Origin of the sequence: Corynebacterium jamesii (assembly GCF_046097395.1) — a bacterium.
Lineage (GTDB): Bacteria > Actinomycetota > Actinomycetes > Mycobacteriales > Mycobacteriaceae > Corynebacterium.
Map to the genome: position 1 here is coordinate 1,481,459 of NZ_CP175789.1, position 15,177 is coordinate 1,496,635.

Annotated in this window: 15 protein-coding genes; 5 read left to right on the forward strand and 10 right to left on the reverse strand. The window is 61.3% G+C overall.

Features of this window, described 5'->3' with window-relative positions:
• Nucleotides 1-8: 8 nt before the first annotated feature.
• The 6 genes from ACKFRT_RS06655 to mshD all read right to left on the reverse strand — a co-directional run bounded on the left by ACKFRT_RS06655 (nt 9) and on the right by mshD (nt 6,396).
• A complete protein-coding gene (locus ACKFRT_RS06655) occupies nt 9-560 on the reverse strand; it encodes a gluconokinase (RefSeq protein ID WP_296212075.1) in 552 nt (183 codons plus the stop codon).
• Between the two features lie 190 nt (nt 561-750).
• Nucleotides 751-1,527, reverse strand: a complete 777-nt coding sequence (pstB, locus tag ACKFRT_RS06660) for a phosphate ABC transporter ATP-binding protein PstB (protein ID WP_296212077.1) — start codon at nt 1,525-1,527, stop codon at nt 751-753.
• 125 nt (nt 1,528-1,652) lie between these two features.
• Nucleotides 1,653-2,573 carry a phosphate ABC transporter permease PstA gene (pstA, locus tag ACKFRT_RS06665; RefSeq protein WP_296212079.1) on the reverse strand — a complete coding sequence of 307 codons (921 nt, stop codon included), beginning with the start codon at nt 2,571-2,573 and terminating at the stop codon, nt 1,653-1,655.
• A 12-nt stretch (nt 2,574-2,585) separates the two neighbouring features.
• Nucleotides 2,586-3,650, reverse strand: a complete 1,065-nt coding sequence (gene pstC / locus ACKFRT_RS06670) for a phosphate ABC transporter permease subunit PstC (RefSeq protein WP_296212081.1) — start codon at nt 3,648-3,650, stop codon at nt 2,586-2,588.
• Nucleotides 3,651-3,830: 180 nt separating this feature from the next.
• A complete protein-coding gene (gene pstS, locus ACKFRT_RS06675) occupies nt 3,831-4,931 on the reverse strand; it encodes a phosphate ABC transporter substrate-binding protein PstS (RefSeq protein ID WP_408924754.1) in 1,101 nt (366 codons plus the stop codon).
• Nucleotides 4,932-5,358: 427 nt separating this feature from the next.
• Nucleotides 5,359-6,396 (reverse strand): mycothiol synthase, encoded by a 1,038-nt coding sequence (gene mshD, locus ACKFRT_RS06680; protein ID WP_296212082.1) that lies wholly within the window; start codon nt 6,394-6,396, stop codon nt 5,359-5,361.
• A 164-nt stretch (nt 6,397-6,560) separates the two neighbouring features.
• Between mshD and ACKFRT_RS06685 the strand changes: the two genes are divergently transcribed.
• Together ACKFRT_RS06685 and ACKFRT_RS06690 are read left to right on the forward strand one after the other, a co-directional pair.
• Complete coding sequence (locus ACKFRT_RS06685; RefSeq protein ID WP_296212084.1) at nt 6,561-7,379, forward strand: DUF2993 domain-containing protein; 819 nt, start codon at nt 6,561-6,563, stop codon at nt 7,377-7,379.
• A gap of 10 nt (nt 7,380-7,389) precedes the next feature.
• Complete coding sequence (locus tag ACKFRT_RS06690; RefSeq protein ID WP_296212087.1) at nt 7,390-8,031, forward strand: FABP family protein; 642 nt, start codon at nt 7,390-7,392, stop codon at nt 8,029-8,031.
• Between the two features lie 4 nt (nt 8,032-8,035).
• On the opposite strand, the gene ACKFRT_RS06695 is transcribed toward ACKFRT_RS06690, so the two are convergent.
• Nucleotides 8,036-8,968: an aminodeoxychorismate lyase gene (locus tag ACKFRT_RS06695; RefSeq protein WP_408924755.1), complete on the reverse strand. Its 933-nt coding sequence runs from the start codon at nt 8,966-8,968 to the stop codon at nt 8,036-8,038.
• Nucleotides 8,969-9,045: 77 nt separating this feature from the next.
• On the opposite strand from ACKFRT_RS06695, the gene ACKFRT_RS06700 reads away from it, so the two are divergent.
• Nucleotides 9,046-10,278 (forward strand): YgfZ/GcvT domain-containing protein, encoded by a 1,233-nt coding sequence (locus tag ACKFRT_RS06700; protein WP_408924756.1) that lies wholly within the window; start codon nt 9,046-9,048, stop codon nt 10,276-10,278.
• 224 nt (nt 10,279-10,502) lie between these two features.
• Entirely contained in the window at nt 10,503-10,760 is a 258-nt protein-coding gene (locus ACKFRT_RS06705) for a DUF3073 domain-containing protein (protein ID WP_296212092.1), read from the forward strand.
• Between the two features lie 115 nt (nt 10,761-10,875).
• On the opposite strand, the gene purM is transcribed toward ACKFRT_RS06705, so the two are convergent.
• From purM to ACKFRT_RS06720, 3 genes are all read right to left on the reverse strand, one after another.
• On the reverse strand, nt 10,876-11,970 hold the full coding sequence (purM, locus tag ACKFRT_RS06710) for a phosphoribosylformylglycinamidine cyclo-ligase (protein ID WP_296212094.1): 1,095 nt from the start codon (nt 11,968-11,970) through the stop codon (nt 10,876-10,878).
• Nucleotides 11,971-11,993: 23 nt separating this feature from the next.
• On the reverse strand, nt 11,994-13,466 hold the full coding sequence (purF, locus tag ACKFRT_RS06715) for an amidophosphoribosyltransferase (protein WP_408926073.1): 1,473 nt from the start codon (nt 13,464-13,466) through the stop codon (nt 11,994-11,996).
• 111 nt (nt 13,467-13,577) lie between these two features.
• A complete protein-coding gene (locus ACKFRT_RS06720; RefSeq protein ID WP_408924757.1) occupies nt 13,578-13,958 on the reverse strand; it encodes a sterol carrier family protein in 381 nt (126 codons plus the stop codon).
• A 138-nt stretch (nt 13,959-14,096) separates the two neighbouring features.
• Between ACKFRT_RS06720 and ACKFRT_RS06725 the strand changes: the two genes are divergently transcribed.
• Complete coding sequence (locus ACKFRT_RS06725) at nt 14,097-15,152, forward strand: acyl-CoA thioesterase (protein ID WP_408924758.1); 1,056 nt, start codon at nt 14,097-14,099, stop codon at nt 15,150-15,152.
• The last annotated feature ends 25 nt before the right edge of the window (nt 15,153-15,177 follow it).

The window sequence follows — 15,177 nt, forward strand, 5'->3', positions numbered from 1 at the left end:
CGGGCCTGCTAGCTGCCGTAGGCCTTCTGCGCGAACATCGCGGCGTTCAGAGCATCGTCCAGCAGCTGTTCGGGCGTGCGGGCGACGTCCAGCTGGATGCCCTTCTCCCCCGGCGTCAGGCGTTGCAGGTCTTCCAGCTGCGCGGTCAGCAGATCGCGTGGCATGTCGGCTTCGCCCACTCGGTTTTTCATACGGCGCGCGAGCACGTCCTCGGTACCGTAAAGGTGCACGTAAAACACGGTCGCAGCTTCACCGACACCATTCAGGATTTCACGGTGGTCGATGCGCAGCGCGGTGCACGCCGTGACGGTGTTGTTGCCCTGCGCGGCCTGGTCCGCGATCCAATCACGCACCGTTCCCAGCCACCTGCGACGCGCCTGTTCGTCCGGCAGCCGCCCGTCTTGCAGGATCTCCAGCGCCCCCTCGGGGTGCAGGTCGTCGGCTTCCTGTAGCTGCCATCCGGTTTTTTCGGCAATGGCGCGCGCAAGGGTGGTTTTGCCGCTTCCGCTGACCCCCATCACGACGACGTGGAGGGTTCCCGGAGTGTCTTGGCCAGACATGGTGGCTCCTTTCTGTTCACGGTGCCCGTTGCTGCTTCCAGTATGCCGTTTATTTTCTATTTTGGACGCCAAAAGCGGGGTCCCGGCATTAACCGGAACCCCGCTAGTGGGTTGGCAGGAGCAACGCGAACCTGCCTTTAAGACACTTTCTTTAGCCCTCGAACCTGCCCGGCGGGGCAGGGCCAGAGTTTTATCCGAAGCGACCGGAGATGTAGTCCTCGGTCTCCTTCTGCTGCGGGTTTTCGAAGATCTGCTTAGTCGGGCCAACCTCGACCAGCTTGCCGGGCTTGCCGGTAGCTTCCAGAGAGTAGAAGGCGGTCTGGTCGGACACACGTGCTGCCTGCTGCATGTTGTGCGTCACGATGACGATGGTGAAGTCTTCCTTCAGCTCGTGGATCAGGTCTTCGACTGCCAGGGTGGAGATCGGATCCAGTGCGGAGCAGGGCTCATCCATCAGCAGAACTTCCGGCTCGACCGCGATAGCGCGGGCGATGCACAGACGCTGCTGCTGACCACCGGACAGTCCGCCGCCCGGCTTGTCCAGACGATCCTTCACTTCGTCCCACAGGTTAGAGCCGCGCAGTGCGCGCTCTGCAACCTCGCGGAGCTTCTTCTTGTTGGTCTCACCGGACAGCTTCAGGCCGGCCACAACGTTCTCTTCGATGGACATCGTCGGGAACGGGTTAGCCTTCTGGAACACCATGCCGATGGTGTTGCGTACAGCAACCGGGTCGATCTTGGAGCCGTAGATGTCTTCGCCGTCGAGCAGGATCTCGCCCTTGACGTAGGCACCGGGGATAACCTCGTGCATACGGTTCAGGGTACGCAGCACGGTGGACTTACCACAGCCGGACGGGCCGATGAAGGCGGTCACAGCCTTCGGCGGGATGTGCAGGTTGACGTTCTGTACGGCATGGAAGTCGCCGTAGTAGATGTTGACGTCGTTGAGGTCTAGGCGCTTAGCCATTGTGTTGTTCTCCTAGGGTCCTAGGGTGGCCACCAGTTAGTCGTGGGGCGACCGTAGATCTGTGCAAGTGAAAAGGCTTTGTTCGGGTTTCGGTCCCGGCGGGGTCTGAAGGCTCGGGGTAAGCCTTAGACCTTCACCGAGTAGCGCTTCGAGATCACGCGGGCGCCAATCATCAGGATTGCAACCAGTAGCACCAGGGTCAGTGCGGAGCCCCACAGGCGCTCCAGCACGAACTCGTTACTACCGGCACCGTACAGGTCGACCATGTACAGAGGCAGGGACTGCTGACCGCCTTCGAACGGGTTCCAGTTGATCTTGGTGGTAGAACCAACCAGGATCAGCACCGGCGCGGACTCGCCCATCACGCGGGCAACAGCCAGCATGATACCGGTGACGATGCCGGACAGAGCGGTCGGCAGAACGATCTTGACGATGGTCTTCCACTTCGGCACACCCAGTGCGTAGGAGGCCTCGCGCAGATCCATCGGAACCACGCGCAGCATCTCTTCCGCGTTACGCACGATGATCGGAACCATCAGCAGCACCAGGGCGATCGAGACGGCGAATCCGGAGCGATCGAAACCGAACGTAGTGATCCACATTGCGTAGACGAACAGGGCGGCAACGATGGAGGGCACACCGGTCAGGATGTCAACCATGAAGGTTGTGATCCTGCCGAGGAAGTCGCCACGGGAGTACTCCACTAGGTAAATAGCGGTGAACACGCCAATCGGGATGGAGAGTGCCGAGGTGACCAGTACTTGCATCAAGGTACCGATGATGGCGTGAATTGCACCACCACCGGCCTTGTTACGGGGCTGTCCCACCATGTCGTACATCCACCAGTCGGGGCTCAAGATCGCAGGCAGACCCTCGCTGAGCACCTTGAACAGAACCCATAGCAGCGGGATCAGCGCCAGAATCATGGCCAGGTAGATGATGACGGTGGCAAACTTGTCGGCAGCCTTACGCTTGCCGGAGATCTGGGTAAAGAGGTTGGAGGACGAAGAGGACTTCTTGTTATCTACAGCTACTGCATCAGTCATTGTTTTCGTCTCCTACTTCTTGGCCACAACGGCACGGGCGGCAGCGTTGACCAAGAAGGTCAACAGGAACAGCACGAGGCCGGCGGAAATGTAGGCACCCGCCTTCAGCTCGTCGTTAAACTCTGGTGCAGCCGCGGCAATCGCGGTTGCGAAGGTCGTACCACCGTCCATCAGAGAGCCGCGGAATCCTGCGGAGCTAGCGATGACCATGTACAGCGCCATGGTCTCACCCAGCGCACGGCCGAGGCCCAGCATGGCACCGGAAATGTAGCCGGACAGGCCGAACGGCAGCACTGTCATGCGAACAACTTCCCAGCGGGTGGCGCCCAGTGCCAGAGCGGCCTCGACGTGACCCTTCGGGGTCTGCACGAAGACCTCGCGGGTGGTGGCAGCGATAACGGGAAGAATCATGATTGCCAGGACGATGCCACCAGTGAAGATGTTTCGAGAGGTGGAGAACGGCGGGGAGCTACCCTGCTGGTAGTTGAAGAGGAAGAATCCGCCAGCCCAGCCGGACAGCCACTCGAAGAAGTCACCCAGTGCCGGGCCGAGGACGTAAGCACCCCAGATACCGAACACGATGGAGGGCACTGCAGCCAGCAGGTCGACCATGAAGCCCAGCGGCTTGACCAGCGACTTCGGGCAGTAGTTAGACAGGAAGATCGCGATGCCCAGGGCGACTGGCATCGCTAGCACCAAGGCAACGAGGGAGACCAGGACGGTGGTAAAGAACAGGTTCGGGATACCGAACTGCATCCAGCCACCATCGTTACTGGTGTAGTTGGTGTTCCAGCGCTCACCGTAGGTAAAGAAGCTGAAGATACCGTCGCGCAGGCGGTTCAGTGCGGGGACTGCCTGCAGAATCAGGAACAGGCCGATCAGCGCGATGATCACGGTGATCAGGATTGAGGAGGTCTTTGCCAGCGTTTCGAACACAACATCGCCAGGGCGCTTGACGTGGCCACCGCCGGAGCGCTGGCTGTTGTCGTCTACCAACTGGTGATCCTGCGTCGGCTGAGGAGCGTCGCCCTCTGCCACTTCGGACTTGGCGACCTCAACCTTATTGGCATTTGCCATGAGGGATCCTTAAAAGGTCGTTATTTGATACGAGAATAATTGCGAAAAGTGTTTCGCGTCACTGTTTCCGGCTCAATCAGACCGCAACCCCCGATCGATGAACGAACGGGGGTTACGTTGCTGTCTGTTTGGGCAGCTACGGTTTCTCTGCGGAAAACCGGTGTTCAGAGCCTCTTGATGCTACTGCAGAGCGTCGACGGACTCTTCCAGCTTGCTCTTGAACTCGCCGTCCAGCGGGATGTAGCCCTGGTCAGCCAGGTCGTCGCCCTGGTTGTCCAGGATGGTGTACATGAAGTTCTTAACCAGCTTTGCGGTGTTCTCGTCGTAGCCAGCGGAGCAGACGATCTCGTAGGTGGTCAGAACCAGCGGGTACTCACCCTCGCCGTCCATGCTGTACAGCTTCTCAGCGTCAACAACCAGGTCGTTGCCCTCGCTCTTGAACTCAGCCTCGCCCAGAGCCTTGTTGATGTTCTCCTTGTTCAGCTCGACCGGGCCGGAGCCGAAGTCGATGTTGGCGATGTTAACCTTGTCGAGCTCCTCGGCGTAGCCGGACTCAACGTAGGTGATTGCACCGTCGGTAGCTGCAACCTGGTCAGCGACACCCTTGGACTTCGGGGCACCGGTGCCAACCTTGGTCGGGAAGCTCTTGCCCTCGGAGTCCCACGCGCCGTCGGTGGAAGCGGCCAGGAACTTCTGGAAGTTGTCGGAGGTACCGGACTCGTCAGAGCGGTAAACAACATCGATCGGCTTCGACGGCAGATCAACGCCCTCGTTCTCGGACTTGATAGCCTCGTCGTCCCACGTCTTGATCTCGCCCTTGAAGATCTTGGCAATGGTCTCGGTGGACAGGTTCAGGGTGTCCACACCCTCCAGGTGGTAAGCGATAGCAACCGGGCCGATAACCATCGGCAGGTGCCATGCGTCGTTGCCGTCGCAGCGCTTCTTAGCGTCCTCGACCTGGTCGTCCTTCAGCGGGGAATCGGAACCAGCAAAGTCAGCCTGGCCAGCGATGAACTTCTTCTGGCCGTCGCCGGAACCAGAAGCGGTGTAGGCCAGGGTTGCGCCGGTGTTGGAGAATGCCGGGCCGAAGACGTTCTGGATGGCGTTGTCCTGAGAGGATGCGCCCTCACCGCGCAGCTCGCCGGAGACCTCCTCCATCTCACGGGTGCTTTCGCCACCGCCGTTGTCGTTGTTGTCAGCGTTGGAGCAGCCGGTCAAGATCAGGGAACCAGCAAACAGGGTTGCAGCTGCGGCGCTGGTGCGCTTCATGGTGAACTTCACGAGGTTTTCCTCCGAAAATTGTCAGAAGTACAGAAAAAGTGTCTTACAGGAAAAGCCCGACGTTATCGACATCGGCGCTAATCTTGCGTCACCAAGAAAGTTAATCGGCGCTTATTGAATTAAGGAGTTCTGTAAGTGAACAAAAAGTGAACAATGCAATCCCCGCAGGAAGTGTACTTTTTCCAACTCTGAATGAGGTGGCGAGTTTGGCCATGAAACACACCTATCCACTACCCCCATGTGACGAAAATCGACACGAATTAACCTGATGTTTACCAAATCTTGCGCAGAATCCAGTTCATAGCCGCATCTAGACCTTCAAAAAACTTAAGCTCTCCTTAGCTCACGCTTTCCGTTTACTTAGTTAGAGGGTCGCCCTGGAACCCACCCCGCGCGAGGCTGCCCACAAGCAGCCCACTGCAAGCGACTACAGACATCCGCGATAGACAACGTCGGTGTGAACCACCTCGAAGCCTAGGCGCTTATAGGTGGATACCGCCGGGGCGTTATCGCCTTCCACGTACAGCTCCACGCAACCACAACCGCTATCCAGCAACAGCTTCATACCCAGTTGCGTGATAGCCTGTCCCAGCCCTCGCCCCCGCGCGTCATCGGAAAGGCACACCACGTACACCTCACCGGTACGCTCTCCGGCTTCCTTCTCCTTTTCCTCGAACGGGATTTTCGTCCAGTGGAAACCAGCCAGTCGGAACACCTCATCATTCCCCTCGCCACCATCTGCAGCGCCGGGGATGCCCACACGCTCTGCACTGGACTTCTGATCCCGCACCCACAGCATCAGCACCCCATCCGGGTCGAACCAATTGGTATCGCGGGCAGCACGCAGCCTCTCCACGTCCCAACCTCCCTGCTCCGGATGCCAGGCAAAGGCCTCATTATTCACCCGTACCCACTCGGCATCCACGGAATCCGTGTCGAACCGTTCAACGGACTGGCTATAAGTCAGCACATCAATCCCCAGCTCCGCACAGCGCTTGTCGGCTTCGGCGCTACCCACCTCGATAGCCTTAGCAGCCTTCGTCGCCGGCGGACAACCCAAAGACATCTTCAATAGTTCGCGGGTGCGGCGGGCATCCAACGACTCCACAAAGCGCTGCGCACCAGCGGAATCGCCGTGCGCCCAGACATCAATCGCGCCGCTTACACCCAGCTGATCCCGCAGTGCCTCGAACAGCCCCACGCCCACTCCGCCGTGGCGCATCTCCGGCGCTACAGCCAATTCGATAACGCGATCAGGGTCGACGGCCAGCACACCAACCACGCGCCCCTCGCTGACCGCCACCACGTGTTTGTGTCCAAAGTCCTCATCCATGCCTCGAACGAAGATCTCGCTTATCGCCGCCACACCGTCGGCCTCGGCGACCTCTCGCAACACCTCGTGGACCCCCTCCAGCACGTCAGTGTGCTCCCACAGGTCTTCAAACGTGTTGTAGATAATAGCCATGTCCCCGATTGTCCCCCACTTTGAACTCCTGTGGGGTCGATTTAACGGGTTTTTTAACGCTTCACTGGGTTTTAAACGGCTGACGTGTGGCGTCTAAAAGAAAGAACAAGGGCACCTAGTAGCCTGGAGGGAACAGAGGAAGCTTAGGAAGGGTGGCCGGCAAGGTGAAGAAGATCGCAATTCGAAGTGCGGTCGCCCTGGTGTTGGTGCTGCTGGTTGCAGTGATCGCCGACAACGTTATCGCGGCGCGAACTGAGCACAAGATCTCCGAGGCTCTCTATGCTGATTCCAACCTGGCCAACCCCCCGAAGGTGCAGGTGGCAGGCTTTCCCTATACCGGCGCAGCGCTGAGCCACGAGATGCAGGCCGTGACCGTCACCGCAAGCGACGTCGACGTGCCAGGCTTCGGGCTAATGAGCGTGTACACCTCGGCGCAGTACGTCACGGTCTCCGCGGAAGACGTATTCAATGGAACGATCGAGGATGCCCCGGCGCGAAAGGTGTTTACACGCTTACAGCTAGACGGGGTGCTACTGGGCAACCGAATGGGCATCGACGCTCTGCAGATACAGAACCTAGACGACATCTCACCCCGCGGCGGTTGGGAAACCGAGGCCATCTTCGAAGGCAAGCCCCAGGGCTTCGCCAAACCGGCGAAGGTAGAGGTGAAGCTGCGCATCGTTGCCGGCACGATGAAGATCACCCCGACCAAGATCCTCTCTGCTCCCGATGGGCTGGACATCAAGGCCAACGACGTCACAGACGAGACTGCAATAACTGGAACCATTGAAGATCGGATTATTGACGCCTTTAGTTTGAGCATCCCGGGCAAGAACCTACCTATGCGGGGTGACCCGGAGCGAATCTACGTTTCCGGAGGTTCGGTATTCGTCGAACACTCGCAGGTGTATACGAAGATCAGCCTGTCCGACCTGGCGCCACGATCTCGACCCTTGAGTGAAGAAGAACAACCCAGCCTATAGGCTTAGGGTCATGGCTGAAGAAGAAAACAAGAAGTTCAAGGTCGATGCGAACGAGGCGGTTAACCTGGCCGCCGAGCAGTCCAAGGCGACCAGCGACAAGAACCTGCCGGAATTCGGCGACATGCCCATCCCTGACGACACAGCCAACCTGCGCAAGGGCCCCAACCTGCACGATGGGCTACTGGCGCTGCTGCCACTGGTGGGCGTGTGGCGTGGCCAGGGCCAGGCAGCACCTCCCGGCGAGGACGAGTTCACTTTCGGCCAGCAGGTTATCTTCGCCCACGATGGCGAAAACCGCCTGCGCTACGATTCCCGCACCTGGCGCATGGATGACGACGGTAAGCCGACCGAGATCCCCGACCGCCGCGAGTCCGGCTTCCTGCGCATCAACGAGGCGGATGAGATCGAGATGATCCTCACCCACTCCGACGGCATGGTGGAGATTCTGTACGGCAGCCCACTGAACGAGCGCGCCTGGCAACTGGAAAGCGCCTCGACAATGGCGACGGCCACCGGCCCGACGAACTTGGGGCCGGGCAAGCGCCTGTACGGCCTGATGCCAAACAACGACCTCGGCTGGGTCGACGAGCGCCTGATCGACGGCGAGATGGTGCCCTGGCTGTCTGCGCAGCTGTCTCGCGTGGTCGGCTAGTACACTAGCCAGTCACGGCTTCCCAGGCCATCTGCTCTACCTCGTCGGCGACCTCCGGGCGGGGCAGCTCCGCGCCGTCGAGCTCGGTGACGCGCGCCTGCACGCGCACAGAGGAGACCAACCACACACCGGCGGCGGCCTGCAGATCCTTTACCCGCAATACGCGCTCTTCGGTCTCCCATCCGCGCTGCTCCGCTAGCTTAAACAGGGCAGCCTGCGACGTTCCCTTCAAAATGCCAACGTGGGGCGGCGGGGTGATGAGCCTCTTCTCCCCCGTCGTCGGGTTCACCTCAGCGGCAACGACCGTCGAGGTTGGCCCTTCCAGTACCAGCCCTTCGTCGGAGAGGAAGATCACGTCGTCTACCCCGCGCGCCTTCGCACTGCGTAGCGCCGCCATGTTCGCGGCGTAGGACAGTGTCTTCGCGCCAATCAGCGCCCACGGCGAGCGTTCCGAAAGATCGATGCGGAAACCGCGCTCGGCCGTCATCACTCGCACTCCGTGAGCGCGGTCATGCAGCACGTGTTCGCTGACCGGCGCCACAGTCACCCAGCCCGTCGGCCGGCCGGTCGATTCCCGCCCACGCGAGTACACCCAACGCAGCGCGGCCTCCTGGCCCGCCCCGTTCTTGCTCTCGAAGCTGGCCACTGCGATGTCGGTGGCGCGGAACCACCGCTTTAGATCCGGCTCCGGCAGATCCAGCATTGCAGAGCTGTTCATGAAGCGCGTGGCATGGCGCTCCCGGTTACGGACGTTGCCACCCCGCAGCATGAAGGTCTCAAACACTCCGTCGCCGCGCACGGCCGCCAGGTCGTCGGCGTAGATCATCGGCACAGTCACGTCCCGAACCTGTGGTTCCGCGCTGCCAGCGCCTGCGCCTGTGCCTGCGTCTGTGTCTAGCACGTCGACAACCACGAACTCTGCTCCCCTACTACTCATGCCTCACATCCTAATCCCAGCTATGTAGCGGCCCTGCAGCGCCTGCTACTGGCCAGCCACCCCCACCCCGTCCTACGATGGATGGCGTGTTTGACCTGACTCACAGCCCGATCCTCGACCATGTCCCCTCTGCTAGCGCATTTTCTGGCACGGAGGCCACACCCGGACCGGAATGTGCCACCGCCTGGCATTTTGGCAGTCCACTCACCGAGCAGTCGCGAGTTGGCGATGGCAAACCCGGACTGGTGGATTTCTGGGATCGCGTGGCCATCCGCATCTCTGGCCCGGAGCGCCGCGATTGGCTCAACAACCTGATCTCCCAGAAGGTCAATGCTATCGATCCCGGCCAGGCTACATTCGGCCTGATCCTCGACGTCAAGGGCCACGTCGAGCACTTCTTCGGCATACTCGCTACCGAGGACGCGCTGATCCTCGATACCCCGGCCACCCATGCCGACGCACTCGAGGATTACCTCACCACAATGGTCTTCTGGTCGCAGGTCACGGTCGAGCGCCTGTCGTGGGCACGGCTCACGGTTCTAGGCACGAACCTCGCCGCGGATTCTTCGCTCTTTGCTATCGACGCCACCTCATCCGCCGCCCTCCCCAGCCAGCTGAACATCGAAATTTCAGACGATCTTGATCTCCAACTGTGGAGGACTGAAACTATCGGCGACGTTCAATGCCTGGACCTATGGGTTACTCGAGAGAGCTTCACCGGCGCATGGGATCAATTGGCCAGCTCCGCACAGCCCACCGGGCGCATGGCCTTCGAAGCATTTCGAATCCGGGCACGCCTACCGATTCTGGGCGTAGATACCGACGAGCGCACCATCCCCCACGAAGTTCCCATCTTTATCGGCAGGGGGATCAGTGGCGCTACCCAGCTGGATGACGTTTCCGCCGGCCCCACTGAAGCCGCCGTGCACTTAAACAAGGGCTGCTACCGGGGGCAGGAAACGGTCTCTCGCGTACATAACCTGGGTAAATCCCCGCGCGTACTGGTGATGCTACAACTCGACGGGTCCGCCAACCGACTGCCCGGTGTAGGCGCCGAACTCACTGCGGGGGGCCGTGCTATCGGCCGGGTCGGATCCAGCGTGCACGACTGCGACTATGGCCCCATCGCCCTGGCTTTGGTGAAGCGGAATGTGGTGGAGAAGGTGGCGTCCACAAACAGCGACGTACCGCCATTGCTCGTCGACGAGGTCGACGCATCGATCGACCCGAGCGACCTGGCGCAGGCCACCGCGACCGACGCAATCCGACCAGGACGCGCGGCGATTAACCGGATGCGCGGAAAAAATTAGAAAACCCTCACGTTAACTTGACCCCCTCGGCTGCACCTCGACGGCGCAGGTCGCAGAGGATTTATCGGGGCGAAAACACCCGCGGTCCGATGGTCTTAGGAGGGGCTTTTGGGAAAAAATGATTGCTAACCGCTATGGTGTAGGGCAGGAAGAAACTTAACATGTAAACGAAAAGGGTGGCCGAACTCCCGCGCCACTCGAGGACACCGCAAGGGGGTCAGGCCATGGGTCGCGGCCGTGCCAAGGCAAAGCAAGCCAAGGTTGCTCGTCAGTTGAAGTACAATGCTCCGGAGATGGATCTGGAGAGCCTGCAGAGGGAACTCTCGGGTCAGTCGCAAAACCGGGGCTCCGGTTCCCGCGGCGATAGCGAGTACGACGAGTACGAGGATGACTACAGCGAATACGCTGCGGAGTACGACGACTACAGCGACGAGTATGCCGACGATTACGACGATGGATACTCCGGCGGATCGCGCAAATAATCCGCCCGGCTACTAAAAACTCCCGCCCCCTGGCGCTTCTCACAAGCGCGGGGGCGGGAGTTTTGTTCTCCCGATGTGAGGGGAGTTGGCTTTAGCCCTGTACGGGGCTGCGGTACTAGCCCTGTACGGGGCTGCGGTACTCGCCGTTCAGGATTGCACCGGACTGGCCGTCCTGCGCCGGGCGAACCTCACCCAAGCGCCAAGCATCGATGTGGCGGGCGGTCAGCATGGCCATCGCACGCTCGGCATCGTCCTCGGCGACGACGGCGACCATGCCCACACCCATGTTGAAGGTCTTCTCCATCTCTTCCTGCGGAACCTGGCCTTCCTCCTGGATCAAACGGAAGATTGCGCCGGGGGTCCAGGTGGAACGTTCCAGCTCCGCGGTCAATCCATCCGGGATCACACGACCGAGGTTAGCGGCCAGGCCTCCGCCGGTGATGTGGGCAAAGGTGTGCACGTCGCACTCGCTGACCAGCTTCAGGCAGTCCAGGGCATAGATGCGGGTAGGCTCCAGCAGCTCCTCCCCCAGCGTGCGGCCGAGGGACTCAATGTGCCCGTCCAGCGGCAGCTTTTTCGTATCCAGCAGCACGTGGCGCGCGAGCGAGTAGCCGTTGGAGTGCAGGCCGGAAGAGGCCATGGCGATCACCACGTCGCCCGGCCGCACGCGATCCGGCCCCAGTACGTTCGCCTCTTCGACCACGCCGACGGAGGTGGCGGAGACATCGTACTCGTTCGGTGCCATCACGCCCGGGTGCTCGGCGGTCTCGCCGCCCAGCAGCGCACAACCGGCCTCCTCGCAACCTTCCGCAATGCCGGAAACGATGCTGGCCACGTGCTCCGGAACCACCTTGCCGATGGCGATGTAATCCTGCAAAAACAGCGGCTCAGCACCGCACACCACCAAGTCATCCACACACATTGCCACCAGGTCGCGCCCGATCGTGTCGTGCTTGTCCATCGCCTGGGCGACGGCCAACTTGGTGCCCACGCCGTCAGAGGATGCGGCCAGCAGCGGCTTTTCGTATTTACCCAGGGCAAACAGGCCAGCGAAGCCGCCGAGCCCGCCACGCACCTCGGGGCGAGTGGCCTTCTTGGCTAGAGGTGCGAAAAGCTCGACCGCGCGATCGCCGGCTTCGATGTCTACACCGGCAGCGGCGTACGAAGCGCCTGCTGCCTGCTTTGGGGTGTTCTCAGGGTGCTCACTCATGGCTTGTCCTTGGATCCTTGCTTCTAATTCTTTGCCTGCTGCTTCAACATCGTTTCTACCAACGCCGCGTTCGGATTGTCGCTCGGCATACCCAGCGGGAACACGCCGTCAAAACACGCCGCGCAGAGCTCGTCGCTGTTTTGTTGTGACGCCTCAATCATCGCCTCGGTCGAAACGAACGCAAGCGAATCCGCATCAATCTCCTGGCGAATTCCTTCCACTGGATCCTCGGGATCCACGTTATTCGCGATTAGCTCTGTGGGCGAGGCGAAGTCGATGCCGTAGAAGCACGGCCATTTCACCGGCGGCGAGGCAATACGAACGTGTACTTCCTTCGCCCCGGCCTCGCGCAGCATCTTAATCAGCGCACGCTGGGTGTTACCGCGGACGATGGAATCGTCGACGACGACCAGACGCTTGCCCTCGATGACCTCGCGCAACGGGTTGAGCTTCAGGCGAATCCCCAGCTGGCGGATGGTCTGCGACGGCTGAATGAAGGTGCGGCCCACGTACGCATTCTTCATCAGGCCCTGGCCGAAGGGAATGTGCGAGGCCTGTGCGTACCCTACCGCTGCCGGTGTGCCGGACTCCGGCACTGGGATCACCAGGTCGCCATCCGCCGGGGCTTCCTCGGCCAGCTTGCGGCCGATCTCCAGGCGAGTGCCGTTGACGGAACGGCCGCGGATAACGGAATCCGGGCGGGCCAGGTAGACGTACTCGAAAACACAGCCCTTGTGCGTGGTCTCGGCGAAGCGGCGGGAACGCACTCCATCGCCGTCGACGATGACTAGTTCACCCGGCTCCACGTCGCGGACGAAACGAGCACCAACGATGTCCAACGCCGCGGTTTCAGAAGCGACGACCCAGCCGCCACCGGCCAGCTGGCCGATCGACAGCGGACGTACGCCGTGCGGATCGCGAGCCGCGTACAAAGCATCGCCATCGGTAAACAACACACAGAAGGCGCCCTTGACCTTAGGGAATAGCTCCATCGCAGCTTCTTCCACCCCGTGCCCCTCGCGAGTCGCCGCCGCCAACAGCGCACACATCACCAGCGAATCCGATGGGTTTTCCTTGGGGTCCACGAGGCCCAGTCGCGCGGCCTCCTGGGTAAGTTCCCGGTGGTTTACCAGGTTGCCGTTGTGCCCCAGCGCCACGTCGGTGCCATCCGGGGCCATGCGGAACATCGGCTGCGCGTTCTCCCAGCTATTGCCACCGGCGGTCGTGTAGCGGTTATGCCCCATGCCGATGTGCCCCTTCAGGGCCTCCAGCGACTGCTCGTCAAAGACCTGGCTAACCAGACCCAGATCCTTGAACACGACAATCTGGTCGCCGTCCCCCACCGCGATACCCGCAGCCTCCTGGCCACGGTGTTGCAGGGCGTACAGGCCGTAGTACGTCAGCTTGGAGACGTCCTCCCCCGGTGCCCATACCCCGAATACGCCACATTCCTCCCGGGGCTCGGTTTCGCCCCGGTCGTCGAATGGGCTTAGCAACGGTTCTGCCTTTGCTTGGTTTCTCTGGCCGTGAATGTTTGCCACTCTGCCGACTCTACTAGCCGACCCGCGCGAACCCCAAAGGAATACCTATCCCCCGACGCATCTACGTCAGATCCGAAACAACGGTAGGTGCCCGGCGATAGTGGAGGCACGGGTTCCGGAAGTGTCGGCGCCGGAACTAGCAAGATCCTCAAGCCCCACCACTAGGCGTAGCCACGTGATCGGCGCGCACTGCACAACATTGGGCGGAGTGCCACGACGGTGCTCCAGGCCAGCGACGCACTGAACGGCGGCGAAGGGTGGCACGCGGACCTCGACAGCATGACCGGGAGCGAGCTCCTCGAGGACAGCGAGCGAGAGTCGGACAGCAGCGGCTACCTCGGCACGCGGCGGGCGCGGTTCGCCTTCTGGCTCCTTTACCCACGGCGCGACCTGCGCGACTGCGCGGCGTGCTTCGGCGGATAGTTCCGGGCCGTGTAAATGCTTCATGCGAAGAAATTGTAGTGCTCCATGAAACACAGAGCTAAGGGGCACGTTAGTATTGGGAAGTTGAACGCGAAAGCGCAGCGAAAGCCCTAAACACAAGAAGCAGCACGAGCAGCACAAGCAGCAGAGGAAGGCAGCGACGTGGCGGAAAACACGGAAAACACCACCCCCAACGAGCACAACGCACCTGGCAACCCAGCGGAGGCTCCGCAGGAGCGCAGCCCGAAGGTTACGCTGCGCTTCCTGGCTGCACCGACGGACGTGCTGATGGCCGGCGCCATGGGCGTGCACGGTGGCCGCGTGTTGGAGTGGATCGATAAGGCTGCCTACGCGTGCGCTGTGGGCTGGGCACAGTCCTACTGTGTGACCGCCTACGTGGGCCACATTCACTTCACTCGTCCGATTCCGTCGGGCCACATGGTGGAGGTTCGCAGCCGTATCGCTTACACCGGCCGCAGCTCCATGCACATCGTGAACGAGGTGCTGTCTGCAGACCCGCGCGAGGGAGTGTTCACCCGTGCCTGCGACTGCCTCGTGATCTTCGTGGCCCTGGACGAAAACGGTAAGTCCAAGCAGATCCCCGCCTACGTTCCGACCACGGACGAGGAAAAGCGTGTAGAGGATGCGGCGCTGTCCCGCATCCAGCTCCGCAAGGCCATCGAAGAAGAAATGCTGCGCCAGACTTACACCGACAAGTCAACTGCACCGGAGCTGGTGAACCGCTTCTTGGCCAAGCCGACGGACGTGAACTGGGGCGGCAACGTGCACGGTGGCACGGCGATGGAGTGGATCGACGAGGCCGCCACGGCCTGCACCATGCAGTGGACCGGCGAGCGCACCACCGCGGTATACGCTGGCGGAATTCGTTTTTACCGCCCGGTGCACATCGGCGACCTGGTGGAGGTGGACGCACGCCTGGTGCGCACCGACGAGCGCTCGATGACGGTGATGGTGCACCTGCGGGCTGGCGATCCGCGCGAGGGCAAGGGCAAGCTGCCGGTGGCTATCCACGCTTCCATGACGTACATCGCTGTGGATCTGGACGGTAACCCGCTCCAGGCCCGCAAGTTCACGCCGGTGACCAGCGAGGATAAGCGCCTGGAGGAGCACGCCTCTACACTGCGTAACCTGCGCAAGGAGTTCCTGCCGCGACCGCTGGTTAGCCCCAGCAGCGGCGACTTCCGCTTTGTGGAGTAGCACACAGGAAAAAAGGGGGCTCGCG